Raw genomic sequence first — 25,483 nt, forward strand, 5'->3', positions numbered from 1 at the left:
GCTCCCGTAGGTCCAGCTCCCGTGGTACCGTGGTTCCCCGTAGGTCCAGCCCCCGTAGGTCCAGCTCCCGTAACCACGTATGCCTTTCTCCCCTTCCACTTCCCTCTTCTACCGCGTCGACGGCCCCTCCTCCGCTCCGCCGTTACTGCTGCTGCACGGCGGCCCCGGGGCGCATCACGACTATCTGTATCCGCAGATGCTGGAGCTGGCCAAGGACTATCGTGTCTACACGTACGACCAGCGCGGAGGCGGACAGTCGAAGACCGACGATCCGACGCCCATCACGTGGGAAACCCAGGTCGGGGATCTGGGGAAACTCGTCCACGAATTCGGGCTCGTCCCCCCTACCCTCGTGGGATACTCCTGGGGCGCGCTGCTGGCCATGCTCTACGCCATCCGCAGCACGTCGGACGCATCACTGCCGGCACCGGCGCGCATGGTGCTCATCTCTCCGGCCCCCATCACGCGGAGCTGGCGGAACGAGTTCGAGGAAACCCTCGCCGCGCGAGGGCGGGGGGAGGTGATCCAGGGCATGCGCGCCGAACTGGCGGCGTCGGGACTGCGCGAACGCGATCCGGAGGCGTACCGGCAACGCAGTTTCGAGCTGAGTGTGGCGGGATATTTCCACGATCCCGCGCGGGCCACGGCGCTCACCCCGTTCCGCGTCACCGGCAAAGTCCAGCAGTCCATCTGGAACAGCCTGGGCGACTTCGATTTGCGCGAGGCGCTTTGTGCCGTCCATTGCCCCGTGCTCGTCGTTCACGGGAATTCGGATCCCATTCCCCTCGCCTCCGCCCAGGCGGCCGCGGAGTGTCTGGGCGCCGAATTCGTGGTCCTCGACGCCTGTGGTCATGTGCCGTACGTCGAGCAGCCGGAAGCCCTGTTCGCGGCGCTGCGAACCTTCCTGGCGAAGACCACGCCGCAGACCTCGAGATAGTACGCGTGGTGGCACGCGTCCGGAGTTGCCCGCATGGCGTCATTCGGTTCCGTCACCCAGACCCCGCTCGGCACGATCCAGATCGACGATCGTGAGATCCGCATCACACTCCATACGGCGCACGATGGCGTCGAATACGTGGGACGGCTGTTCTTCGCCGAAAGCGACTGGACGAACAGCGGCATCCCCGACCGGGGCGTGATCCCCGGACGGACGAGTGACGATGTGCTCGCCCTGGCGCGGGACCTGCGGCCGGACGAACTGCACCAGCGGTATCGCCGCGCCAATGCGGAGAAGCGGCGATACCATGGGCTGCGGCAGGTCACGCTGGAACTGCTGGCGAAGGTCCGGTATCAGAACCGCGTGGCGGTGGGCATGCGCAAGGGACTGCTGGACCCGGCGGCCGGACAGCACGAACTGGATCTGACGGAAGGACAGATGGTGGCACTCGTCAGGCAGATGAAAAGCGTGGCCGGGGTGGAAGGGTAGGAGAACTGCGGCCGATGAGCGGATAGATTGCAGTCATGCTCTGTCGGACCGCCGCGCATGCGCTCAGCAGCATTGCCACCCTGCTCGAATTGCACGATGCCGGAAAGGACCGCGTGCGTGCGATGCAGCATGCGGCCCGCGTCGTGGGAAATCTGGGCGATCGGGAACTGGCCGAGTGTCTGGCCAGTCCGGACGGCGGGGAAGGACGGGGAGATGGCCCGCAGGACGACGGGCTGACGTCTCTCTCCGGGGAAGCCCGCGCGGTCATACAGGAGCTGGCCGAATCGAATGGCTCCGAGCTGCTGGAGCGGCTCCAGGAGGAGACGCCCGAAGGGTTGCTGGAGATGCTGCGCATTCCTGGGCTCGGACCGGCGCGCATCCGGGCCATTCATGACGGCCTCGATATCGACACCGTCATGGACCTCGAGCAGGCCGCCCGCGATGGCCGGCTCGCGGCGCTGCCCCGCTTCGGCGACAAGACGGCGGAGCGGGTGCTCAAGGGCATTGCCGACCTCCGGGCCACCGGTGCGGCGGTGCTCTGGTCGCACGCCCGCGCGGAGGCGGCGCGCATCGCGGAGGTGCTGCGATCGCACCCCGACGTGCTGCGGATCGAGATCGCCGGATCGATTCGCCGTCGTCTGGAGACGGTACGCGATATCGATCTCGTCGTCGCCGTGCGGGGCAGTCCGAGCGTGGTCGCCCAATCGCTGTCGCAGATGCGAGGTGTCCGCGAAGTGATCGGCGGCAGCGGGCGCACCCTGTCACTCCGGCTCGATGACGGTGCCCATGTCGATCTCCACTGCGTGCGTGCCGACCAGTTCGCGCTCGCCTGGTGGCGCGCCACCGGCAGCGCGGCGCATGTGAAACAGGTCACCGACCACGCGGCTGCACGGGGTTTCACGCTCGTGGGGGATGAAGTGCGCGATGCCACCGGCGCCCTGATCCCGGTGGCCGATGAAGCGGAGTGGTACGCCCGCCTCGGACTGACGTGGGTGCCCCCCGAACAGCGCGAAGCCACGGGTGAAGTGGAAGCGGCCGCACAGGGCGCATTGCCGGCGCTGCTCGGCGAACAGGACCTGGTGGGAGCGCTGCACTGTCATTCGCAGTACAGCGACGGCGGGGCGACCGTCGAACAGATGGCCGCGGCCGCACAGGCGCGTGGTCTGCGGTATCTGGGGGTGTCCGATCATTCCCAGTCGAACACGTATGCTGGCGGCCTCGCGCGTGACGCCATTCTCCGGCAGCACGACGAGATCGATGCCCTCAACGCGCGCTATGCCGCCGACGGCATCGACTTCCGTGTGCTCAAGGGCATCGAAGCGGATATTCTGCCCTGCGGACGGGTGGACTACGACGCGGCGTTTCTCGAGCGATTCGACTTCGTCATCGGGTCCATCCATTCGCGCTACGGCATGAACGCGCGCCAGATGACCGACCGGGTGCTCAAGGCGCTCGACGATCCGCATCTCACCATACTCGGCCATCCCACCGGCCGTCTGCTGCTGACGCGTGAGCCCTATGCCATCGATCTCGACGCCGTGATCGCCAAAGCCGGCGCCGTGGGTGTGGCGGTGGAACTGAATGCCGATCCACACCGTCTCGACATCGACTGGCAGGCCTGCCGCGTGGCCCGGGAGCACGGCACGCTGGTGAGCATCGGACCGGACGCGCATTCCCCGCAGGGGTTCGACAATCTCGAACTGGGCGTGGCCGTGGCACGCAAAGGATGGCTGACGCCGGAGAACGTGCTCAACACCCGTTCCGCCGACGACGTGCTCGCCTTCGCCCGCGCGCGTCGTACGCTGTCGAACCATGCGTCTGTGTCCGCGCCCGCGTCTGCGTCCACATCGCCGTCTGCGCACTGAACGCCCGTTATACACACGTTACACGCACTGAGACCACACCCATGGCCCGATCCGGCAATGGTCCCCGTCAACCGCTCTCGGTGAAGAAGCCGGGGACGACGCGGAAGGCTGCCGTCCCCAAGGACACGACTCCGTCCCCCACGGCGCCACGACCGCGCCGGACCGCGAAGACCTTCGGCCAGAAACCATCGCAGCGCGCCGCACCGGTGGCGCGGAGTCCGAAGACCAAAGCGGAGAAGCAGGCGATCGCCACGATCGTGCTGGAGCGGCTGACCGCGGAGTATCCCGATGCGCATTGCGAACTCGATCATCACAATGCCTTCGAGTTGTTGTGTGCGACCATCCTGTCCGCGCAGTGCACGGACGTGCGGGTGAACATGGTGACCCCGCAGCTCTTCGCGCGATTTCCCGACCCCGGGTCACTGCAGGACGCACCACCGGAGGAGGTGGAGGCGATCGTGCGCACGACGGGATTCTACCGCGCGAAAGCGAAGAATCTCATCGGCATGGCCCGCGCGCTGGTGCGGGATCATCACGGCGAGGTGCCACGCACGATCGGGGAACTGGTGCCACTGCCCGGCGTGGGCCGCAAGACCGCCAACGTCATACTCGGCAACGCCTTCGGTATCAACGAAGGCATCGTGGTGGACACTCATGTGCAGCGACTCGCCCGTCGGCTGGGTCTCACGCGCGAACCCGACCCCGTGGGCATCGAGCGGGAACTCATGCCGCTCTTTCCGCGTGAATCGTGGGCCCTGTTGAGCCATCTGCTCATCTGGCACGGCCGGCGCGTCTGTTTCGCGCGCAAACCGGCGTGCGATCGGTGCGTGCTGGCGGATGTGTGTCCGAGCGCGGGCATCGACGGCTGAGGAGCATCGGGCTAGTTTTCAGGGATACTTCTGTTCCTTCAACCGTCGAGAATTCCGTGGCCAAGATCGCTACGATCGAAACCAACAAAGGCACGCTGGTCGCCGAGCTGTTTGGCGGCGAAGCGCCGCAGACCGTCGAAAACTTCGAGAAGCTGGCCAACTCCGGCTTTTATGATGGCGTGAAGTTCCATCGTGTGATCCCCGACTTCGTGGTCCAGGGTGGCGATCCGTATTCGCGCGACCTGCCGGCCGGCGACCGTCGCATCGGCACGGGCGGCCCGGGGTGGCAGATCCCGTGCGAGACCAAGGGCAATCCGCACACCCACCAGATTGGGGCGCTGTCGATGGCGCACGCGGGACGCGACACGGGCGGCAGCCAGTTCTTCCTGGTGCTGAGCGAGTCCAACACCCGGCATCTGAACGGCGTGCACACGGTGTTCGGCCAGGTGACCCAGGGGCTGGAGATCCTGCCGACGATCGTGCAGAATGATCACATGGTATCGGTCCGCGTGGCCGACGCCGCCTGACCTTCCCTCTCACTCCACCGGATCATGGCTGGACACGACAAGCACGCCGCCCAGAATAGCGACATGGGTGCGGCATTCATGGGGCTCATCGGGGGCGCGATCTTCATCGGCGCCATCCTGTACGGGATCGTGCTGTGGACGAACTCGAAGTTCGCGGGCCATGGCGCCGAAGCGAAGCACACGAGCGCGCTGGTGATCGAGGCCCCGACGGTCGGCTGAGATCGCCCCGGCGGCTTGGGCCGAGTGTGTATGAGGTCGATTCGGAGCGGGCTCGGTAATATCGAGTCCGCTTCTGTATTGTGAGCCCGGGAAACGGAAACACCATGGCAAATCTTGTGTGCCCCTGCGGCGAAGTATTTCACATTGAGGGCGCACCGGCCGGTGCGAGCGTGCGTTGCAGAAAGTGCGGCCGGGTGCTGTCCGCGGCATCGGCACGACCAAGCGCAGCTTCTGCAGCTTCTGAAAAACGCACCGTCCGGCAACGCTCCGCCCGAGCCCGTTCTGCGGGCGCCACAGTCATGATGCCGGAAGGCACCTCACCGAGCCGTGCGTTTCGATGGCCTCGCTACGTGATCTGGCTGGCCACGGGCATCACGATCCTGCTGGCCGTGGTCTTTCAATTCGATGCGGACAATTCGCGCCTGGGCATGCTGCTGGCTTTTGCGCCCCGCTCATGGATTCTGATCCCATGGGCTCTGTTGCTTACCGCGGCCCTGCTTTTGGGCGTTCCCACTCTGCTGACCGCGATAGTGGGAGCCAGTGTGGCCGCGATATTCGTTTCGGGATTCGAGCTACCGCGCTGGCGAACACCGGATGTCAGCGGGCGGGCGCTCCGGATCGTGACCTACAATACGGATCGATCGGCGCTGCTCGCCACGACCTTGCGGCGGGATCTGGCAGAGTGGGGAGCCGACGTGGTCCTTCTCCAGGACTGCAAGACCATCGTGGCCGACAGCCTGCGCGTGCGTGCCCCTGTCAGCCTCCACATCACACCCGAGTTCTGTTTTGCCTCCCGCTATCCCCTGCGGCGGGTGGATACCCTCCATACGGCGGTCCGAACGGGAACGGGCACTGTGGGGCGTTTCGGTAACGTCCTCCGGTATGAGGTCGAACTGCCCACTGGCGCCCTGCTTCCGATCTACAGCCTCCACCTGGAAAGCCCGCGCAACGCCCTCTGGGCCGCCCGGAATCTCGATTTCAGTCAGCTGACCACGTCGATGATGGTGCGAGGGGCGGATTCTCGGCGGGCCACCCAGTTCGTCTCACGTGCGGATAGCGCCTTCGTGGTCGCCGGCGATTTCAATCTCCCCTACGGCAGCCTCATTCTGAAGCGGGATTGGGGCGACCTGACCAATGCCTTCGCCGAGGTCGGCTGGGGGTTCGGCAACACCATGCGAGCCGGCCGCTTTCAGGTACGTATCGACCATGTGCTGACGCCACCCACGTTGGTGCCCATGGCCGTCAAAGTCCTCAATGGCTACCCGTCGGAACATCAGCCGGTTGTCGTCGACCTCGCATGGCGGGGCGACCTTTAGAGGTTGCAACGGGAGGCGGTTTGGGGGAAGCGAACGGCTGGACGAGTTTCGGGCCGTGAGAGGTGGGCTTGGGGGGTGAACCGCCGGGTTATGGGGCCCGGGTCCCAGGTCACGCGACCCGTTACACGGTTGTTCCTCTCTACACCCACGTTCCCGCAACCCACGACTGCGGCCCCTGAATCACCCACTTGCATCCGAAACCAATTGCCACTTGATTCGTATTCAGACTGACCAGTCAGTCAGTAACTGAACCAACAGACCGTGACCAGTGCTTCAGATTCGCCCGCCACGCGCCGACGCGCGCCGGAGGAGCGACCACAACAGATCCTCGATGCGGCTTTCCACGAGTTCGCCGAACATGGCCTCGCCGGAACCCGCCTCGACGATATCGCCAAACGCGCCGGCGTCGCCAAAGGCACCATCTACCTCTACTTCCCCAACAAGGAAGCCCTGTTTCGTGAGATGGTCCGCTCCACGATCATCGAAGCTTTGACGGAAGCAGAGGCGACACACGAGGCGCACAAGGGCGACAGTGCAGAAACAGCTCTGCGCAGACATGCCATCCATACCTGGGAATTCCACCGCACCGAACGGGTGCGGCTGATCAAGCGTCTCGTCCACGATGAGCTCGTCCATTTCCCCGACCTCATGGCCTTCTATACCCAGGAGGTCATCGCGCGGGGACGACGTCTCATGTCCGCGATCATCGAACGGGGCATCGCCCGCGGCGAATTCCGGCCGGTCGATCCCAGGATCGCCGCCCGCATGTACTCGGCGATCTGGATCTCCCACAGCACCTGGTGCAACAACCGCGCCTTTCACCCCCAGCTCGGCGCCGACGAACAGGTACTCGAGGAAATGATCGAGTTCTTCCTGCACGCTCTCAAACCGTGAGCGTCTTCTACATGTCCACCATGCAATACAGCAATCTACCATCGCAGGACGACGGCGACCGGACACGATCCGGCACCGATCGGCAGCTCACGCTCCCCGCCCCTGTTTCACCCTCTTTCCGGCGCGCCGGCGCCATTCCGGCGCTGGCCGCGCTCGTCCTCCTGATGTGGCCCGGCGTCGCGCAGACACAGACCGCCCCGACCACGCCGACCCGCATCACGCTGGGCGATGCCGCCCGCCTCGCTGCCCGCCAGAACGGTGCGATCGAGATTTCCCGGGCCCGCGTCGAACAGGCCGAGGCGCGTGCGACGCAGCGGCGCGGGGCTCTCTTCCCCGATCTGGCCGGCGCGGTCATCCAGTCGGGACGGACGATGAACACGGCCACGTTCGGGTTTGCGTTCGCCAATCCGGTCACGGGCGAGCCGATGATGCGCCCTGACGGCGAACTCCTCGGTCCGATTCCGACGGTCGATTTACGGTATCGGGTGCAGGCGCCGCTGTTCGATCTCGGCAAGTGGGGGAGCTGGCGCGCGGCCCAGGCCAGCACGTCGGCCGCCAGCGCCGACGTGAACGCGCAGGCAGAGGGAGCCGCCGCGACCGCTGCGGCCGTTTACGTACGCGCGGCCCGCGCCGAAGCGCAGTTGTCGGCCCGCCAGGCCGACTCCACGCTGGCGGCGGACCTGCTGCGCATCGCCCGCGATCAACTGCAGGCGGGGGTCGGAATCGCGCTCGATGTCACACGCGCCGAATCGCAGCTTGCGAACGTACGCGCCCAGATCATCATCGCCCGCAATGAACGGGACCGCACCCTGCTCGAACTCAAGCGTGTGACGGGCGTGGCCGCTGACGCCCCGCTGACACTGGCCGACTCGCTGGCGGGTTTGCCGTTCTTCACCGCGCTGCCTTCGGCCAACGAGGCGCTCACTGCGGCGCTCGACACCCGCGCCGATGTGCAGGCGCTCAAGGCCCAGGAGTTCGCGCAGCAGCAAGCGGCCAAGGCCATCCGGTGGGAGCGCGCACCGCAGCTCGGCTTCACCATGGACCACGGCGTGGTCGGTCGCAATTACGAACGGTTGCTTCCCACCTACACGTGGGGCGTGCAGCTCTCGATCGGAGTCTTCGACGGGTTCCGTCGCGAGTCCCGTCTGGAGGAGCAGGTGGCGGCCGCCCGCGAGACGGAAGCGCGCCTGCGCGATCTGCAGGCGCAGAGCTCCCTCGAAGTGCGCGCCGCGCTGCTCGATCTGAGCGCCACGCGGGAACAGGTGGACGCCGTTGCCGAACGCCTGCGTCTGGCCGAACAGGAAGTGTCACAGGCCCAGGAACGTTTCCGCGCCGGCGTCGCCGGCAATGCGGACGTGATCACCGCCATGCTGTCGCTCAATCAGGCCCGCACGCTGCGCAACGACGCGCTGGCGTCGTATCAGAGCGCGCGCGTGTCCCTCGCCAAAGCGATGGGCGAAGCGCAGAAGCTTCCCTGACCGCTACCGGTTCCTCACACACGACACCCCTCGCGACGCACGACTCTCAACCCGTCTCGGCTCGCGACCCCAAACACCCGACTCAGAACTCCTTTTCATGTCTCGCCCGAATATCCGTCTGCTGATCCCGATCGTCGCCGTCATCGGCGTGGGGATCTGGGGATTCCAACGCTGGTCCTATGGTCGCTCGCACGAGTCGACCGACAACGCCCAGATCGATGGCCACATCGTGCCCGTCGTTGCCAAGGTCGGTGGGTATGTCACCGCGATCGACGCCGTGGACAACGGCCATGTCGATGGCAAGCACGTGCTCGTGAAGCTCGACACGCGTGAACTCCAAGTGAAACTGGCGCAGGCCGAGGCCGACCTGGCGGCCGCGCGTGCGGCGGCCGGTGGCCGTGGCATCGAAGGTCAGGCGGCCACGGTGGTGCGCACCGCGTCGAGCCAGCGCGATGTGGGCGCCGCGCAGGTGGACGCGGCCAAGGCGCAACTCGTCCGGGCGCAGGCCGATCTCACGCGTGCGAAAGAACTGGTGGCCAAGCAGATCATCAGTGCGGCGCAGCTCGACGCGGCGCAGGCCACCTACGACGCCGCCGTGGCGAATCTCGATGCCACGCAGCGTCAGGTGTCGGCGGCGACGAGCGGCATCGCCAACGCGCAGGCCGGTGTGCGTCTCGCGCAGGCCCGTCTCGCGGCCGCCGAGGCGGCGCGCGACAACGCGGCCTTGCAGTTGTCGTACGCGACCATCGAGGCGCCGGTGGCCGGTGTCGTCTCGCGCAAGCAGGTGGAGCTGGGCCAGCTCATCCAGCCCGGACAGACGGTGATGTCGATCGTCGCCGATACGGGCATCTTCGTGACGGCCAACATGAAGGAGACGCAGCTCGCGCGCATCCGCGTGGGTCAGAAGGTCGACATCGAAATCGATGCCTACAACGCGTCGGCGGAAGGCGAGGTGGAAAGCATCGCGTCGGCAACGGGCGCGAAGTTCGCGCTGCTGCCGCCCGACAACGCCACGGGCAACTTCACGAAGGTCGTGCAGCGGGTGCCCGTGCGTATCCGCGTGACGAAGGACCTCGGCAAGGACCGGCCGTTGCGTCCGGGGATGTCGGCGCTCGCCAACGTGGTGGTGCGGTAAGCTCGCGTGAGCACCACCGTCATGGATCCTCCGGCGTTGGTTGCACCGCCTGCCACGCCCCGTGCTTCGGGGACGGCGCAGGCGGTGGCCGACGATCCGTACAAGAACAAGTATCTCATCGCGATCGCGGTGACGCTCGCGGCGGTGCTGGAGCTCGTCGACACGTCCATCGTGAACGTCGCGATTCCGCACATGATGGGCACCCTCGGCGCGACGCTCGACGAGATCGCGTGGGTGAGTACGTCGTACATCATCGCCAACGTCATCGTCATCCCGATGTCGAGCTGGCTGTCGGCGTTTTTCGGGCGGCAGCGGTATCTGACGGGTTCGATCCTGATCTTCGTGGTCGCCTCGTTCTTCTGCGGCGCCGCGACGTCCCTGTGGGGACTGGTGTTCTGGCGCGTGCTGCAGGGACTCGGTGGCGGTGCGCTGCTGTCCACCGCGCAGACGACGCTGTTCGAAGCGTTTCCGCCACACGAGCGCGGCATCGGCCAGGCGATTTTCGGCGTGGGGGTGATGGTGGGCCCCACGATCGGTCCGACGCTGGGCGGGTTCATCGTGGACGCCTATGCGTGGCCGTGGATCTTCTACATCAACGTGCCGCTCGGGCTGATCGCGGCGCTGATGGTGTGGACGTACGTGAAGGACGCGGCGCACCAGGTGCGCGCGCAGACGGTGGACGTGCTGGGCATCGTGCTGCTCGCGGTGGCGGTGGGTTCGCTGCAGTGGATGCTGGAACGTGGTGAACGTTACGACTGGTTCGAGTCGCGCTTCGTGACCGTGCTGGCGATCACCAGTCTGGTGGCGGCGATCCTGCTGGTGTGGCGGGAGCTGACGATCGACGAACCGGTGATCGACTTCCACGTGCTCAAGTCACGACAGCTCGCGCCGGGCGTGCTGTTTGGGAGTTTCCTGGGCGTGGCGCTCTTCGGTTCGGTGTTCGTGCTGCCGGTGTTCCTGCAGTCGCTGCACGGCTACAGCGCGCAGCAGACGGGCATGGTGATCCTGCCGGGCGCGATCGCGTCGGCGATCACGATGGCGATCATGGGCCGGTTCGGCAGCAAGATCGACGCGCGCCTCCTGGTGACATTCGGCTCCTTCATGTTCCTCCTGTCGATGTGGCAGATGTCGCGGATCACACTCGACGCGGGTCAGCACGACATGTTCTGGCCGCTCATCATCCGCGGCGTGGGACTGGGCTGTATCTTCGTCCCGCTGACTGGTGCGAGCGTGGCGGGCATCCCGATGCACAAGCTCGGCCAGGCAACGGGCATGTTCAATCTCATGCGCCAGCTCGGCGGCTCGCTGGGCATCGCCACGATGGCCACGCTGCTCTCGCGTCTGACCAGGACCGAGAAGGCCGTGCTCACGGAGCACGCGGGGATCTACGACCCGGCCACCCTGGAGCGCGTGAACGGTCTCACCCACGGCCTCATCGCCCGCGGGATCGATCCGTACAACGCAAAGCAGCAGGCGCTGATGCTGCTGGACCGCCAGATCGGCGCCCAGGCGAGTGTGATGGCGTTCTCGCGGATCTACCTGATCTCGGGGTTGCTGCTGGTGGCCGCGCTGCCCCTGCTGCTGATCTGGAAGACGGGAAGAGCGGTGCCGCTGAAAGCGGATGCGCATTAGGGGGACTGCAGAGGACTGCAGAGGACTGCAGAGGACTGCGGAGGACTACGGGAAACTGCGGGAGCTGGGGAAACGGGAGCTAGGACCACGGGAGCTGGAGAAACGGGAGCTGGAAAAACGGGGGCTAGGACTACGGAGAACCACGGCACCACGGGAGCTGGAACTACGGGCCCCGTAGGTCCAGCTCCCGTAGGTCCAGCTCCCGTAGTCCCAGCTCCCGCAGTTCCAAGCCTACCAGTGCCCTCCTCCCCATCCGAGGAGTTGTCTGACCTCTGCCCACGCGCCATTGTGTGGGTGTGCCTACCCGTCCTGAAGCCGAGCGCCTGGTCCACGAGTGGACCGGCTCCGAATCCCTCCGCAAGCACATGCTGGCCGTCGAGTGCGCGATGCGCGCCTATGCGCGGCATCTGGGGGAGGACGAGGAGCTGTGGGGGGTCACCGGTCTCATCCACGATTTTGATTACGAGCGGTATCCCAACGCTTCGCAGGCTGCCGATGTCGAACATCCGGCGGAGGGGGTGCGCCATCTGCGGGCGTTGGGGTGGCCCGAGAGCATCTGCGAGGCGGTGCTGGGGCATGCGGCGTACTGCGGGGTGCCCCGTGTCACACCGCTGGCCAAGGCGCTGTTCGCGGTGGATGAACTGACGGGGCTGATCACGGCCTGTGCGCTGGTGAAGCCGTCCAGGGCGGTGAGCGATGTGGACGTCGCCGGGGTCCGGAAAAAGATGAAAGACAAGGCATTCGCGCGCGGCGTGAATCGTGACGATATCGTACAGGGCGCCGAGGCGCTGGGGGTGCCGCTCGACGAGCACATCCAGCGTGTGTTGTCGGCCATGCAGGCCAATGCCGACCGGCTGGGCCTGGCCGGTGTCACTCCCCCATCCTCAACGACGTTTTCCGGCGATGCGTAAATCGGGTGACCCTACCCGATCCTGTGACTGTCCTTTCCCTCCCGATTCCGCTCGCGTCGCCCGATCAGGGCCGGCGGGGCCGGGTCGTGCCCGACATGGCCGATCGGCCGGTCGGAACGGGGCCGTCCATGGCCGGTGAGCGTCCGGTTTCCGCCGAGGCGCTCGAGGAGCGGGAGCTGGTCCTGGCGGCGCAGGCCGGGGACAACGTGGCCTTTGCGGGCCTCGTCCGCCGTCATCAGCGCCGGGCTTACGCAGTGGCCCGGGCGATCGTCCTGTCACATGACGACGCCGAGGATGCAGTGCAGGAAGGATTTCTGCATGCCTTCCGGGCGTTGGAGCGGTTCCGTCCCGAGCAGGCGTTCGGGGCGTGGCTGCATCGGATCGTGGCCAATGCGGCGCTCGACATCGCGCGTCGCCGCAAGGTGCGCGATGCGGACGAATTGCCGGAGACGCTGTCGTCTCCGCACCGCGATCCCGCGGAATCGGATGAACTGCGTGCGCGTCTGATGCGCGCGCTGGACACTCTTGGCGAACGGCAACGCGCGGTCATCGTGCTGCACGACGTCGAGGGCTATAAACACGCAGAAATCGGTGCCCTGCTCGGAATCCCCGAGGGAACAGCGCGCTCCGACCTGCATCACGCTCGGGCGCATCTGAGGCGCCAGTTGAGCAACCTTCGGAGTGAGAAATGAACGTCACACGGAACGACGACGGGCGGAGCCCGGGCGCGGATCCTCAGGTGACCGCGATGCTGCGGACGCACTATGCGGCCCCGCAGGACGACGCCTTCTGGGCGAAACAGGAGCAGCGCATCATGCAGTCGCTGTCGGAGCGACTGAGTCAGAAGGTGCAGGAGCTGCGTCCCACGTGGTGGAGCGGGTTCTCGGAGCTGCGCACGGCCGATCTCCGGACGGCCGGCCTCATTGCCGCCACCCTGGCGCTGCTGGCCGCTGGCGCCACCTTCGTGCGGGACCAGGCCGCCAACGCGCGAGCCCGCGAACTCGCGGCGCGCGAAGTGGTCGAATCCACGCAGCCGCTCGATGACGTGATGCTGACGCGGGTGCGTCCGCATCTGCCGGCCGACGCTCCGGAACGGTATCTGCATCCGCTCGACTACTGAGCCGCCGCGGTTGCTCGTGTCCGCACCCCGTCCAAAGTCGCTCGCCATCATGTTCCTCCTCGGTGCCTTCCTCATGGGAGGCGCCGTGGGTTTTGCCGCCGAACGGGCGGTCACCACGCCCGTCGTGCCCCGGGTGACCGACGAGCAGGCCATGCTCGACGAGCTCGATCACGAACTCGCTCTTAACGATGCCCAGCGTCGGGTCGTCGATTCGGTATGGGAGTGGCGCAAGACCCGCTCGCGTGAGATCATGCGCATCGTGCGCCCCTCACTCGATTCGCTCCGGGACAGCGCGCGCATACTCATGATGAACACGTTCGACAGTACCCAGGTGGCGGGATTCCGCCGACTGCTCGAGCGCAACCAACGCATGGCCGACAGTGCGGCGCGTGCCAGAGGGGAAGTCCGGTGAAGCTTGGTCAGTATGCAGGTGCGGCGATGGTCGGGGCGGTCCTGGTGGCCGCCCCGCTTGGCGCTCAGCCCCCTGCCGTTCCAGATGACGGTGCCCGCGTCATCACCCTCACGGAGGCCATCCAGCAGGCGCAGCGCAATGCGCCGAATGTAGTGGTGGCCCGGGGACTGGAGCGTAACGCCGGGGCCGCCCGCCGCGCCGCTTATGCCGCCTTCATCCCGTCGCTCAACCTCACCGCCTCCAGTGGACGGACCCAGGGCGTGCAGTTCTTCCAGGGACAGCTGGTGCCACTCACCGGCAATCCGTGGAACTACAACAACGGCATCCAGACCTCGCTCGATCTCTTCGACGGGGGACGGCGGTTCCAGGAAATTGCCCGGGTGAAAGCCACGTCCGACGTGGCCGACGCGTCGATCGTGCAGTCCCGCTTCGATGCGGCGCTGCAGGTCAAGCAGCAATACTACGCCGCACTCGCCGCGCGCGAATCGGAGGCCGCGGCGCGTGCGCAGCTGGAGCAGGCGGAACAGCAGCTCAAGGCCTCGACCGCCCGGGTGGCCGCCGGCGTCGCCACCAAGTCCGATTCGCTGCGTTCGGCCATCCAGAAGGGCAACGCCCAGTTGGCGGTGCTGACGGCGCAGAACGACCTGCGGGTGGCGAATGCGGCGCTGACCCGGGTCGTCGGCTCGACGGTCACCGTGACGGCGGCGCCCGAGGACACGCTCGACGTGCTCCCGCAGATGCCCACCGAGCAGGAGCTCGAGGCGCTGGTCAATCAGGGGCCGGCCGTGCAGGTGGCGGAAGCCAACGTGGTGGCCGCAAAGGCCACACGGCGCTCGCAGCGCTCCCAGTACATGCCCACGCTGTCGATGACGTACAACTACACCTATACCCAGAGCTCCAAGGCGTTTTCGGGTGGCAATCTGTTCATGATCGGCGGCAACGACCCCAATCGCCAGAATCTGAACTTCAATTTCTCCTATCCGTTGTTCAACAACCTCGTGCGCGAGCAGCAGTCGGTGCAGACCGATGTGGCGCTGCGCAATGCCGAGGCGCAGGCGCGTGATGCCCGTCTGGCGGCGCGTCAGAACCTGACGGCGCAGATGCGCTCCCTGCAGAACGCGATGGCCCGGATCGAGGTCCAGATGGCCGCGATCGCCGCCGCCGAGGAGGACCTGCGGGTCCAGCAGCAGCGGTATGCCCTCGGCGCGTCCACCCTGCTCGATCTGCTGACCTCCCAGACCACGCTCAATCAGGCGCGGCAGGCGCTGATCCAGGCGCGTCTGGACAGTCGTGTTGCCCGGGCCCAGTTGTCGGTGCTGGTGGGCCGCGAACTGTAAGCGAAAGATCCGGTCTGGTGGCTCCTTCCCGAGGGGAAGGAGCGCCTGACCACGGCATTGGTCGACCGGATTTTCACAATGAGCATTCCATTTGGCGGGCGGTGATTACATTTGTCGGGTCTCACCACTACGAATGGCCGACGAACAACGCCCTCCGTCTCCCTCATCGGACGCCGGATCTTCAGCTGAGAGCAGTCCCGACGTGAAGCCTCCGGACGAGCCGAGTCGACGCTCTGCCGAACCGCTTCGCCACCCCACCGGCCCGGTGCAGGAACCGGGTGCGGTCAATGCCATGGACGCCGCACCGGGCTCGGAACTCAGAGCCAGCACCGGCATGTTCCCCGCAGCCACCGGCGGCGAACATCATCGCGAAGAGCATCCCACCGGCAAACGGCTGGCCATCCTCACCCTGACGGCGCTTGGCGTCGTGTACGGGGATATCGGCACCAGCCCGCTCTACTCCATCAAGGAGTGTTTCAGCCCGCTGTACGGACTGGATCCGTCCCGGGAGAATGTGTTCGGCATCCTCTCGATGATCGTGTGGGCGCTGACGCTGGTGGTCACCGTGAAGTACGTGAGTTACGTGCTGCGGGCCGACAACCGCGGCGAAGGCGGCACCTTCGCCCTGCTCGCGCTCATCTTTCCGCGCGGCACGCCGCAGAGCTTCGGCAAGGGCGGTGTCTTCGTGGCTCTGGCGCTCTTCGGAACCGCGCTGCTGTACGGCGACGGCATCATCACGCCGGCCATGACCGTGCTGGGCGCGATGGAGGGACTCGAAGTCGCCTATCCGACACTCGAACACTTCATCGTTCCGTTCTCACTGATCATTCTCACGGCGCTGTTCCTCGTGCAGCGCCATGGCACCGATCTGATCGGCAAGGCATTCGGGCCGATCATGCTGCTCTGGTTCGCGGTCATTGCCGGACTCGGTGTGGTCGAGATCCTGAAGTCCCCGTGGATCCTCGCCGCCGTGAACCCCATGTACGCCGTGCATTTCGTGCAGGCGCACGAGAAACTGGCGTTTTTCGTGCTGGGGTCCGTGGTGCTCGTCATCACCGGCGGTGAAGCGCTCTACGCCGACATGGGACACTTCGGTCGCCGGCCCATCCGCGTGGCGTGGCTGACCATGGTCTTCCCGGCCCTGCTGCTCAACTACTTCGGACAGGGCGCGCTGCTGGTGCGCATGCCCGATGCAGCCGAGAATCCGTTTTTCATGCTCGCTCCGCGGGCGATGCTGCTTCCCCTGCTGGTCCTCGCCACGCTGGCCGCAGTGGTCGCCTCGCAGGCCATGATCTCCGGCGCCTTCTCCGTGACCCGACAGGGTATCGCGCTGGGCTTCATTCCGCGTCTCGAGATCAAACACACCTCGCAGAAGGAAGAGGGGCAGATCTACATCCCCGAGGTGAACTGGTTCATCGCGGTGGGCTGTCTGATCATCGTGCTGATGTTCAAGAACACGTCGGCACTGGGCGCGGCCTACGGCATCGCGGTGACGGGGACCATGCTCATCACGAGCGTTCTCTTCTTCCTCGTGGCGCGCATCCGTTTCCGGTGGGAGCTCTGGCAGGCGTTGCTGCTCACCCTGCTCTTCCTCGTGGTCGACCTGATCTTCTTCAGCGCCAATGTGGTGAAGCTCGCGCACGGCGGATGGGTGCCGATGGTGCTCGGCGTGGTGCTCTTCGTGCTGATGCTGACCTGGAAGCGGGGGCGCGCCCTGCTCATGCAGCGCCTGGCCGAAGGCACGATGCCGATCGGCCTGTTCCTGGACGGTGTGGCGCAGTCGAAGGTGCATCGGGTGCCCGGCACCGCGGTGTTCATGACGGGCAACGACGACGGCGTGCCGCCGGTGCTGCTGCATCATCTCAAGCACAACAAGGTGCTGCACGAACGGGTGCTGCTCGTGTCCGTGAAGACGGCCGACGTTCCCGAGACGAGCGCATCGGAACGCGTGCGCGTATTGCCGCTGGGCCACGGGTTCTGGCGCGTGATCGCGTCGTACGGCTTCATGCAGACGCCCAACGTGCCGCAGATCCTCGAGGTGGTCGATCAGATGGGCATCCGCTGCAAGCCCATGGAGACCAGTTACTTCCTCGGTCGCGAGCGACTGATTCCGATTCCCGGGAAGCAGGGCGACAAGATCACGCTGGCCAAGTGGCGGAAGATCATCTTCTCGATCATGGCGCGGAACGCGCGGTCGGCGACGGACTTCTTCAACATTCCGCCAAATAGAGTGGTGGAGTTGGGGACGCAAATCGAGTTTTGAGGAGGGCGCTGCGCGCTTTTGTATCAAGAGGGAGCAGGGAGGAGCTGGTCAGGGAGGAGATCAATAGCTGTTCCTATCGATCTCCGTTCTGATCAGCTCCCTCCTGCTCCCTCTTGAAACAGAAGCGCGCAGCGCCGTCCTTTTACATCAGTCGCCCGTCACTGCCACCGGCTCGAGACGCGCCGCGGCCTTCGCCGCCTTGGCCTCCCGTCGACGTTCCCCGCGCTTCACGAACCCATCGAGATAGGTGTACACCACCGGCGTCACGTACAGCGTGATGAGCTGCGAGAACGCGAGACCACCCACGACGGCCAGACCGAGCGGCTGGCGCGATTCGGCGCCGGCTCCGTAGCCGATCGCGATGGGCAGCGTGCCCATGAGCGCGGCCATCGTGGTCATCATGATCGGACGGAAACGCACCCGCGCGGCCTCGAGAATGGCCTCGGTGGGATTCATCCCCTCATTGCGCTCGGCCTCGATCGCGAAGTCGATCATCATGATCGCGTTCTTCTTCACGAGACCGATGAGCATGATCACACCGACATAGGCGTACACGCTCAGATCCTTGCCGAAGATCATCAGCGTGGCCAGCGCGCCCACGGCGGCAAAGGGCAGACCCGAGAGAATCGTGAGCGGATGCACAAAGCTCTCGTACAGAATGCCGAGCACCACGTAGATGACGAAGATGGCGACGACGAGCAGCGCGAGCAGACCGCTCTGCGCCTGCGCGAACGCCTGCGTGTCGCCGGACAGCACGGCCGTGACCCCCGTCGGCAGCACCGCCGCGGCTTCGTGCTGCACCGCGTTCACGGCATCGCCCAGAGCCACATTGGGGCGGGTATTGAACGAGATGGACACGGCTGGCTGTTGTCCGTTGTGCTGCACCGACTGCGGGCCGACACCCTTGGTGAAGGTGGCCACGGCGCCGAGCGGCACCTGATTGCCGGTGTTGGAACGGATGAACAGCTGGCTCAGGGAAGCCGGATCACGCTGGAACTCGGGCAGGAGTTCGAGAATGACCTGGTACTGATTGACCTGCGTGTAGATCGTGGACACCTGACGCTGCCCGTAGGCGTTGTACATGGCGTTTTCGATCTGGCTGGCCGTCACGCCGAGTGCCGACGCGCGTTCGCGGTCGATGGTGACGGCCACCTGCGGATTGCCCACCTGCAGATCGCTGGAGATGTTCTCGAGTTGCGGCAGTTCGCGCATGCGCTGCTCGAGCGCGCGCGCCGACGTGTAGAGCTCCGCGATATCGGCACCCTGCAGCGACACGGAATACGCGGAGTTGCCACGCCGTCCGCCGATGTTGATCGGCGGCGGGTTGCGGAAGAACACCTGCACACCCGGTACCGTGGAGGTCGCGCGGGTGAGTTCGCGCATGACCTGGTCCACGTGCTGGCGTTCGCTGCGATCGACGAGCGTGAGCTGGATGCGGCCGCTGTTGCTGCCGCCACCCGGTCCGCCGCCGACCGACATCAGCGCGAACTTCACATTGGGATTGTTGGTGAGAATGGCGCCCACCTCGCGTACCTTGGCCGCCAGCGCGTCGTACCCGATGCCCTCCGGTCCCTCCACCGACCCCTGCAGACGTCCCGTGTCTTCCGACGGAAGGAAGCCCTTCGGAATGACGATGAAGAGCAACACCGTGGCCCCGAGCGTCAGCGCGCTGAACAGCATGGTGAGCGGACGGTGCCGCATGACCCAGCCCAGCGAGTCCACGTACCAGCGTTCCGTCGTCTGATAGATGCGCTCCACCGAACGCCACTTGCCCTCGGCCTCGGCGTGTCCTTCACCGCCCTTGAGGAACTTGGCGGCCAGCATCGGCGTGAGCGTCAGCGACACGATGCCGGACACGAGGATGGCCACACCGATCGTGACGGCGAACTCGCGGAACAACCGGCCCACGAGTCCCGGCATGAACAGCAGCGGGATGAACACGGCCACGAGGGACAGCGTCATCGACAGAATCGTGAAGCTGATTTCCCTCGAGCCGTCGAGTGCCGCCTGGAGCGGCCCTTTCCCCATTTCCATGTGACGCACGATGTTCTCGAGCATCACGATGGCGTCGTCGACCACGAACCCGACGGCGAGGGTGAGCGCCATCAGCGTGAGGTTGTTGAGACTGAACCCCAGCGCGTACATCACGATGCATGTGCCGATGATGGAGAACGGCAGGGCCAGCGACGGAATGATCGTCGCGCGGACGTTGCGCAGGAACAGGAAGATCACCATCACGACCAGCGCGACGGTGAGCATCAGTGTGAACTGCACGTCCCACACCGAGTGCTCGATGCTGAGCGCCCGGTTGAAAATCGTTTCGACCTGCACGCTCGGCGGCAACTGCGGCAGCAGTTCCTGCATCTCGGCGTCGACCGCCTTGGCGGTGGCGACCGTATTGGCGCCGGGCTGACGGATGATGGCGAGCGAGATGTTGGAGCGGCCATTGAGCTCGCTCATGCCGCGCATGTTCTGCAACCCGTCGAACACGTTGCCCAGATCGCCGAGGCGGACGGGCGTGCCGTTGCGGTAGGCCACGACCAACGCCCGGAACTCGGCGGCGTTCTTGAGCTGGCCGGTGGCCTGCAGCGTGAACGACTGATTGGGGCCCATCAGCACGCCGGCCGGCGAGTTGGAGTTGCCGGTGTTGATGGCCTGCTGGACTTCGTCGATACCGATGCCACGCTGGGCCAGCGCGCTCGGATCGAGCTGCACCCGCACGGCGTACTTGGCCGATCCGTACACCTGCACCTGCGCCACGCCGGTGATGGTGCTCAGACGCTGGGCGATGAAGGTCTCGGCGTACTCGTTCAACTCCGTGCGCGAGAGCACGTCGGAGTTGAGGGAGTACATCACGATGGGCGCGTCGGCCGCGTTGGCCTTGTTGTACGACGGGGGATTGATGCCCTGCGGAAGCTGACGGAGCGCCTTGGAGATGCCCGACTGCACGTCGGCGGCGGCCTTGTCGATGTCGCGATCGAGATTGAACTGGATCGTGACGTTCGTGCTGCCCTGCGAACTCGACGACGTGATGTTGTCGATGCCCGAGATGGTGGCGAACTGCTGTTCGAGCGGCGTGGCCACCGAGGTGGCCATGACCTCCGGACTCGCCCCGGGCAGACCGGCGGAGACCGTGATGGTCGGATAGTCGATCGTGGGAAGATCGCTGACCGGCAGTCGCTGGTAGGCCAGAATACCGAAGATCAGGATGGACAGCATCACGAGCGTCGTCATGACGGGACGCCGGATCCAGATCTCACTGATGTTCATGCCTTCCACCGGCTCGCCGGTCCCCTCCCCTGTCCCATCCTGCTGCTGCCGCTTTTCACTCATCGCGTCTGGCCTCCCTGGCCTCCCGACTGCCTGCCACCGTTGGCGCTGGCCTCACCGCCGTTGCCACCACCACTGCCGTTGCCCCCGCCGTTGCCACTGCCACCATTGCCACCACCGCCGTTCCGGCCCTGGCGACGTCCACCGTCGGCATCACCATTGCGCGGGCTGATGTTCTCGCCGCGCAGCTGCACCGTGGCTCCGTCACTCAGTCGGGTCTGCCCTTCGATGATCACCTGTTCACCGCCGACCAGCCCGCTGTCGATCCGCACCACCGACCCGGCCAGACGCCCCAGCTTCACGATCGTGCGCTTGGCCTTGTGGTCTTCCATCACGTACACGAACGACGACGTCCCGGTGGTCACGACCGCGACCGACGGGACGGTGACGACACCGGATTCGACGTCGAGCTGCAGGGCGACGTTAACAAATTGCCCCGGCCAGAGGGCCCGGTCCTCATTGGGCACCCGCGCCTTGAGCAATACCGCCCCGGTGGTCCGGTCGACCTGGTTGTCGACGAAGGTGAGCGTACCCCGGATGGACTTGGTGCTGTCCATGCCGTTGGGCGTCACACGCACGGCCAGCGGTTTGTCCACGCCGGCCCGTCGGCGCATCTCCTCGAAGTCCTTTTCGGGGACGGGGAAGCGCACGAGCACCGGACGCAACTCGTTGATGGTGACCAGCTGATCCGTTGAGGCCCGCACCAGCGCGCCGGCGCGGAAGAGCAGCTGACCGGTGCGACCGGAGATCGGGGCTTTCACCACCGTGTTCTCGAGGTCGAGACGGGCCCGATCGAGCGAGGCCCGGTCGGCAGCCACCGTCGCGGTCAGGGCCGATGCTTCCGCAAACGCCTGATCGAGCTGCTGCTTCGTCACGTAGCCGTCCTTGGCGAGCTCCGCGAACCGCACCGAATCGGCGCGAGCGCGGGTCAGCGTGGCTTCGTCACGGGCGAGCGTGGCTTCGACCCGCGCCAGTTCGGCGCGGAACGGACGGGGATCGATCTCGAAGAGCACCTGCCCCTGACTCACCTCGTCACCTTCGGCGATCGCGATGCGGGTCAGTTGTCCCGAAACCAGCGACTGCACGGCGACGGTGCGGTTCGCTTCGACCTGTCCGTTCGCGGACACGACGTACGGCAACGGCCCCTTGACGGCCGTCTCGACGGAGACCGTGGGTGTCGGGCGCTGCTGACGTACCTGCTCCTTGCAGGCGGCGAGGGCCGTGAGAAGGAGCAACGCCACGCGAGGAGAGATGGCGGGCTGTATGTAAAACCGGCGCGCGGGCGTCGGTGCAGCAATGGCTGGCATTCGCGGTGCGAACGGCGGGTCTAGAGGGCACAATGCCCCGGCTCGTACCGGGGCATCGTTGGGGGAATCCGCCAAGATAACGTCAGAATGCTGTCCAGCGTTGCATCCGTGTGACCAGCCGTGTGGAAATCGGGGGAAATGGTCCCACCTGCGCTATTCAGAGGGTCGTTGAAGACCGCCGCGGGATCACACGAACCGTCCCTGAGGGGGCAGGGACCCGGATTTCCATGTCCCGGAACCCGTCCTGGATCGGCTCCTGCATCCGCTCCTGCATCTGCCGACGGAAGCCGTCCATGAATTCCCGCAGGGGCAGACCATCGAGCTCGACGCTGCCACTCGGCCCGCCACGCGGCGTGACGATCCGCACGCGACGATTCAGGCCATCACCGAACTCGAAGCGCATGCCGCTGCCCGGCAGCTCCGCCTCCTTCACCGCCTTCACCGGCACCTCACGGTACCGGCCATTGCCGTACACCCGCAGCGTGACCGTGCCACCGGGCGCCACCTTCTGCACTTCGCGGACGAACCGTTCGACGCGTGCAGCGCGGCTCCGGCCGTCCTCCACGTCCTCCCGCGGCACACGCACGTCCACGCCGTTCACCGCGGCCACCCGCTCCCCTTCCACGATCCCCGCCAGCTCCGCGGGGCCGGCCGCCGTGACCGCACTGACAAAAAGCCCGAGCGTGTCGCGCACGGTGCCCGCGCCGCCGATCGTCACGCCGATGTGTCCGCCGGACTCATCGATGCGGCTGGCCGCCGTGCTCAGACGCCGCACTTCACCACGCTCGAGATCTGCCGCCGACACGGTCTTCAGGGTCACCGACCGGGCCGCCCCCGCGCGCCGGTACTGCAGACGCACATCGTCACCCGGCTTCGCTTTGGCGAGCACCCGCTGCAGACGACGCTGCGCGAGTCCGGTGAGCGCGAGATCCTCGGCGTCTTCTTTGGCCACCCTGAGCGACACGCCGTTGATCTCGGTGAGCACGTCACCAGCCTGCAGACCGGCCCCGGCCGCGGGTCCGTTGACCTCGACCGACTCCAGGCGCACACCCGCCGTGTCCGCACTCGATCCCGCGCCCAGGGTGACCCCCAGCACCGCACGATCGGCCGAGCGGGTCCATATGGTGTTGAGCATGCCGAACGGCGCGCGCGTGCGCGGTCGCGACTGTTCGACGGACTGCGCCTCGAGCGCGGTGAGCGGCAGCGTCGGCGGGAATGCCAGGACGAAGGGCAGCGCCCACAGGAGATGGGGAGACAACGCAGACCGCCGCGAAGTGCGGTCCCCGCGCCGCCGCATGGCCGCGCACACGGAGGTCACGGCCATCGGCGATGACTGGAGTGATGACGGAAGCATGGAATCCTCGGAAGTCGTTGGCCATGCGACACCGAGGATGTCCGGAAGGGTTTACGAGAGAGCCCCGGCGGCAGCGGGCTCCGGTGGAACGGGCTCTGCCGCGACCTCGACGACGTTGTGCGCGACGACCGCCTCGGCCACACGCGCCCGCAGGCGCGATGCCAGCTCCTGTCGCGTGATCGGTTTGCCGAGCACCAGTACGCCGGGATCACGCAGCAGCGCTTCTTCTTCGGGAGCCGCGGCTCCGCCGGTGAGCACCACCAACCGTTCGCGCAGCCCCGGATGACTGGCGGCCAGTCGTGCCGCGAACTGCGAACCCGACATCCCGGGCATCATGAGATCGGTCACGACGAGATCGACGGTATTCGTCCCCAGCCATGTCAGCGCATCGCGGGCATTCGCGTGACCGACCACCTCGAGTCCTTCGATGACGAGCCCACGCTCGAGCGCATGCAGCGCGGCCAGATCGTCTTCCACGAGCAGCACCCGCAGAGGTTTTGTGTTGCGCGGCAACAGCGCCAGCGGCTGCGGCGTGCGCCGGTCGGCGACGGACTTGGGGGCCGGCACGGCCGGCAACCGCACCAGCACCGAGGCGCCCCCGCTGGGGAGATTGCGGAAGGTGATGGTTCCACCGTGCGCCTCCACGATGCCCCGGGCCACGAACAGACCGAGCCCCGTACCACCGGTGGTGGCTTTGGTGGTGACATAGGGCTCACCGAGCCGGGCGATGACGCTGGAGGCAAAACCGGTGCCCTGATCGGCCACGGCAATCTCCGCCCATCCGTCGGCGCCGGTCCGGGTGGTCACCGTCAGCGTCATGCGCGTGGTGTCCCCGCGGGCGAGCATGGCCTGTGCCCCGTTCACGAGGGGATTGAGGACCATCTGCACGAGACGGCCTTCATGCCCATTCACGAGGGGGACGGCATCCAGTTGCGTGGCCACGGTGACGCCCTGTCGCCACTGTGGCGCCGCCACACGAATGGCCGCCTGCACGACTTCACGCACGTCCAGCGGCACCATCTTGTCGGCACCGGGTCGCACATAGGTGCGCAGTCCTTCCACCACCTGTCTGATGCGATCGACCCCTTCGAAGGCCTGCGTGATGGCCATCTGCGCCTCGGCGTCCGACGCCAGCGCCTCGTGATCGCGCAGTTCTTCGAGATTGAAGCGGAGATACTGCAGGGGATTGTTGATCTCGTGGCCCACACCGGCGGCCAGTCGTCCGAGCGCCGCCAGTCGCTCCTGCTCGAGCAGGACGCGCCGGGCTTCGTCGCGCTCCTCGGTGCGATGCCGCACTTCGTCCGCGAGATGCGTCGACAGTTGATCGAGCTGATTGGCATCGTCGCGGAACGCACTGAGCATCTGCCAGGAGACGGGCGCGATGACGGCGACGTATCCCAGGTCGGCGAGATAGATGAAATCGATCCACCCCATCGCCACGGCCGCTTCTTCGAAGGAGAAGAGGAGAAAGAGGCCGAATCCCAGGAGGATGGCGCCGGCGCCCCGCTCCCCGGCCCGCACCCGTCGCACGTAGCCCCAGGCGCTGGCAAAAAAGAGCGTGAACGGCAGGAGCGTGAACAGCGTGCCGGTCATGTTGAACTGGGGGTGCAGGATGTCCACTCCCAGGCTGGGCAGGTGGACCTCCAGGGGCGGCGACACCTGCACGACGCCCGTGACCACGGAGAGCAGAGTCGCCGCGATACACAGCAGGCTGGCCCACCGCACGGTGGACGGCACCGATTGCCACCGCCCCTGATCGTCGATGAACGAGAAGATCAGCCACGTGGCGGCATGGACCGTGGCCACCACGAGATTGGTGGACATGACCCAGTCGAAATTGATGCCGTGCATGCCCTGCCAGGCCGCGACGGCGTTCGCGCCACTGTAGCAGCCGGCAGTGAACGTCACGGCGGTGAACCACCGCGCGCGACGCCACCGTATGGCACCACCCAGCGTCCAAGCGGCCGCCATGGCCGTGCACTGCAATGCGATACTGATGATCGCGATGATGAACTCGATACTCATCCCGCTCCGGGAGGCGATACGGAACGACCCGGCACCCGGTCATCGGCCGACCATGGTCGGCCG

At 66.2% G+C, this 25,483-nt stretch carries 21 protein-coding genes; 17 read left to right on the plus strand and 4 right to left on the minus strand.

The genetic code is table 11. From position 1 onward, the window contains the following. Nucleotides 1-79 precede the first annotated feature (79 nt). The 17 genes from WG208_RS11380 (at nucleotide 80) to WG208_RS11460 (ending at nucleotide 17,404) form a co-directional block, all read left to right on the plus strand. Entirely contained in the window at nucleotides 80-937 is an 858-nt protein-coding gene (locus tag WG208_RS11380) for an alpha/beta hydrolase (RefSeq protein WP_337171479.1), read from the plus strand. Nucleotides 938-970: 33 nt separating this feature from the next. Further along, nucleotides 971-1,426, plus strand: coding sequence for a hypothetical protein (locus WG208_RS11385; RefSeq protein ID WP_337171480.1), 456 nt, complete (start codon nucleotides 971-973; stop codon nucleotides 1,424-1,426). Nucleotides 1,427-1,461: 35 nt separating this feature from the next. Next, on the plus strand, nucleotides 1,462-3,291 hold the full coding sequence (locus WG208_RS11390; protein WP_337171481.1) for a helix-hairpin-helix domain-containing protein: 1,830 nt from the start codon (nucleotides 1,462-1,464) through the stop codon (nucleotides 3,289-3,291). A 41-nt stretch (nucleotides 3,292-3,332) separates the two neighbouring features. After that, a complete protein-coding gene (nth, locus tag WG208_RS11395) occupies nucleotides 3,333-4,160 on the plus strand; it encodes an endonuclease III (protein WP_337171482.1) in 828 nt (275 codons plus the stop codon). A gap of 56 nt (nucleotides 4,161-4,216) precedes the next feature. Further along, the gene (locus tag WG208_RS11400; protein ID WP_337171483.1) at nucleotides 4,217-4,687 is read left to right on the plus strand and encodes a peptidylprolyl isomerase; all 471 of its coding nucleotides are present in this window, start codon (nucleotides 4,217-4,219) and stop codon (nucleotides 4,685-4,687) included. Nucleotides 4,688-4,711: 24 nt separating this feature from the next. Further along, nucleotides 4,712-4,906, plus strand: a complete 195-nt coding sequence (locus WG208_RS11405; protein ID WP_337171484.1) for a hypothetical protein — start codon at nucleotides 4,712-4,714, stop codon at nucleotides 4,904-4,906. Nucleotides 4,907-5,010: 104 nt separating this feature from the next. After that, on the plus strand, nucleotides 5,011-6,222 hold the full coding sequence (locus WG208_RS11410; RefSeq protein WP_337171485.1) for an endonuclease/exonuclease/phosphatase family protein: 1,212 nt from the start codon (nucleotides 5,011-5,013) through the stop codon (nucleotides 6,220-6,222). A 261-nt stretch (nucleotides 6,223-6,483) separates the two neighbouring features. Next, nucleotides 6,484-7,116 (plus strand): TetR family transcriptional regulator, encoded by a 633-nt coding sequence (locus WG208_RS11415; RefSeq protein ID WP_337171486.1) that lies wholly within the window; start codon nucleotides 6,484-6,486, stop codon nucleotides 7,114-7,116. 11 nt (nucleotides 7,117-7,127) lie between these two features. Further along, nucleotides 7,128-8,594: a TolC family protein gene (locus tag WG208_RS11420; protein WP_337171487.1), complete on the plus strand. Its 1,467-nt coding sequence runs from the start codon at nucleotides 7,128-7,130 to the stop codon at nucleotides 8,592-8,594. A gap of 97 nt (nucleotides 8,595-8,691) precedes the next feature. Then, nucleotides 8,692-9,729, plus strand: coding sequence for an HlyD family secretion protein (locus tag WG208_RS11425; RefSeq protein ID WP_337171488.1), 1,038 nt, complete (start codon nucleotides 8,692-8,694; stop codon nucleotides 9,727-9,729). Between the two features lie 6 nt (nucleotides 9,730-9,735). Further along, nucleotides 9,736-11,361: a DHA2 family efflux MFS transporter permease subunit gene (locus WG208_RS11430; RefSeq protein ID WP_337171489.1), complete on the plus strand. Its 1,626-nt coding sequence runs from the start codon at nucleotides 9,736-9,738 to the stop codon at nucleotides 11,359-11,361. A 296-nt stretch (nucleotides 11,362-11,657) separates the two neighbouring features. Then, nucleotides 11,658-12,272: an HDIG domain-containing metalloprotein gene (locus tag WG208_RS11435; protein ID WP_337171490.1), complete on the plus strand. Its 615-nt coding sequence runs from the start codon at nucleotides 11,658-11,660 to the stop codon at nucleotides 12,270-12,272. Nucleotides 12,273-12,295: 23 nt separating this feature from the next. After that, the gene (locus WG208_RS11440) at nucleotides 12,296-12,964 is read left to right on the plus strand and encodes a sigma-70 family RNA polymerase sigma factor (protein ID WP_337171491.1); all 669 of its coding nucleotides are present in this window, start codon (nucleotides 12,296-12,298) and stop codon (nucleotides 12,962-12,964) included. Then, nucleotides 12,961-13,392 (plus strand): hypothetical protein, encoded by a 432-nt coding sequence (locus WG208_RS11445; RefSeq protein WP_337171492.1) that lies wholly within the window; start codon nucleotides 12,961-12,963, stop codon nucleotides 13,390-13,392. Before WG208_RS11440 ends, WG208_RS11445 begins: the two co-directional genes overlap by 4 nt. A 16-nt stretch (nucleotides 13,393-13,408) precedes the next feature. Then, nucleotides 13,409-13,804, plus strand: coding sequence for a hypothetical protein (locus tag WG208_RS11450; protein WP_337171493.1), 396 nt, complete (start codon nucleotides 13,409-13,411; stop codon nucleotides 13,802-13,804). Continuing rightward, complete coding sequence (locus tag WG208_RS11455) at nucleotides 13,801-15,141, plus strand: TolC family protein (protein WP_337171494.1); 1,341 nt, start codon at nucleotides 13,801-13,803, stop codon at nucleotides 15,139-15,141. The genes WG208_RS11450 and WG208_RS11455 overlap by 4 nt, the downstream gene beginning before the upstream one ends. Before the next feature lie 202 nt (nucleotides 15,142-15,343). Continuing rightward, complete coding sequence (locus tag WG208_RS11460) at nucleotides 15,344-17,404, plus strand: KUP/HAK/KT family potassium transporter (protein WP_337171495.1); 2,061 nt, start codon at nucleotides 15,344-15,346, stop codon at nucleotides 17,402-17,404. A 147-nt stretch (nucleotides 17,405-17,551) separates the two neighbouring features. Here WG208_RS11460 and WG208_RS11465 read toward each other — a convergent pair whose 3' ends face one another. The 4 genes from WG208_RS11465 to WG208_RS11480 all read right to left on the minus strand — a co-directional run bounded on the left by WG208_RS11465 (nucleotide 17,552) and on the right by WG208_RS11480 (nucleotide 25,420). After that, nucleotides 17,552-20,737 carry an efflux RND transporter permease subunit gene (locus WG208_RS11465; RefSeq protein WP_337171496.1) on the minus strand — a complete coding sequence of 1,062 codons (3,186 nt, stop codon included), beginning with the start codon at nucleotides 20,735-20,737 and terminating at the stop codon, nucleotides 17,552-17,554. Next, nucleotides 20,734-21,975: an efflux RND transporter periplasmic adaptor subunit gene (locus tag WG208_RS11470; RefSeq protein WP_337171497.1), complete on the minus strand. Its 1,242-nt coding sequence runs from the start codon at nucleotides 21,973-21,975 to the stop codon at nucleotides 20,734-20,736. Before WG208_RS11470 ends, WG208_RS11465 begins: the two co-directional genes overlap by 4 nt. A gap of 223 nt (nucleotides 21,976-22,198) precedes the next feature. After that, the gene (locus WG208_RS11475) at nucleotides 22,199-23,365 is read right to left on the minus strand and encodes a PDZ domain-containing protein (RefSeq protein WP_337171498.1); all 1,167 of its coding nucleotides are present in this window, start codon (nucleotides 23,363-23,365) and stop codon (nucleotides 22,199-22,201) included. 81 nt (nucleotides 23,366-23,446) lie between these two features. Further along, nucleotides 23,447-25,420: an ATP-binding protein gene (locus WG208_RS11480; RefSeq protein ID WP_337171499.1), complete on the minus strand. Its 1,974-nt coding sequence runs from the start codon at nucleotides 25,418-25,420 to the stop codon at nucleotides 23,447-23,449. Between the last annotated feature and the right edge of the window lie 63 nt (nucleotides 25,421-25,483).

It is taken from the genome of Gemmatimonas aurantiaca (genome assembly GCF_037190085.1).
Lineage (GTDB): Bacteria > Gemmatimonadota > Gemmatimonadetes > Gemmatimonadales > Gemmatimonadaceae > Gemmatimonas > Gemmatimonas aurantiaca_A.

Coding starts and splice junctions, on each gene's coding strand:
- WG208_RS11380 (WP_337171479.1), top strand. CDS start 80: ATGCCTTTCTCCCCTTCCACTTCCCTCTTCTACCGCGTCGACGGCCCC.
- WG208_RS11385 (WP_337171480.1), top strand. CDS start 971: ATGGCGTCATTCGGTTCCGTCACCCAGACCCCGCTCGGCACGATCCAG.
- WG208_RS11390 (WP_337171481.1), top strand. CDS start 1,462: ATGCTCTGTCGGACCGCCGCGCATGCGCTCAGCAGCATTGCCACCCTG.
- nth (WP_337171482.1), top strand. CDS start 3,333: ATGGCCCGATCCGGCAATGGTCCCCGTCAACCGCTCTCGGTGAAGAAG.
- WG208_RS11405 (WP_337171484.1), top strand. CDS start 4,712: ATGGCTGGACACGACAAGCACGCCGCCCAGAATAGCGACATGGGTGCG.
- WG208_RS11410 (WP_337171485.1), top strand. CDS start 5,011: ATGGCAAATCTTGTGTGCCCCTGCGGCGAAGTATTTCACATTGAGGGC.
- WG208_RS11420 (WP_337171487.1), top strand. CDS start 7,128: ATGTCCACCATGCAATACAGCAATCTACCATCGCAGGACGACGGCGAC.
- WG208_RS11425 (WP_337171488.1), top strand. CDS start 8,692: ATGTCTCGCCCGAATATCCGTCTGCTGATCCCGATCGTCGCCGTCATC.
- WG208_RS11445 (WP_337171492.1), top strand. CDS start 12,961: ATGAACGTCACACGGAACGACGACGGGCGGAGCCCGGGCGCGGATCCT.
- WG208_RS11465 (WP_337171496.1), bottom strand. CDS start 20,737: ATGAGTGAAAAGCGGCAGCAGCAGGATGGGACAGGGGAGGGGACCGGC.
- WG208_RS11475 (WP_337171498.1), bottom strand. CDS start 23,365: ATGGCCGTGACCTCCGTGTGCGCGGCCATGCGGCGGCGCGGGGACCGC.
- WG208_RS11480 (WP_337171499.1), bottom strand. CDS start 25,420: ATGAGTATCGAGTTCATCATCGCGATCATCAGTATCGCATTGCAGTGC.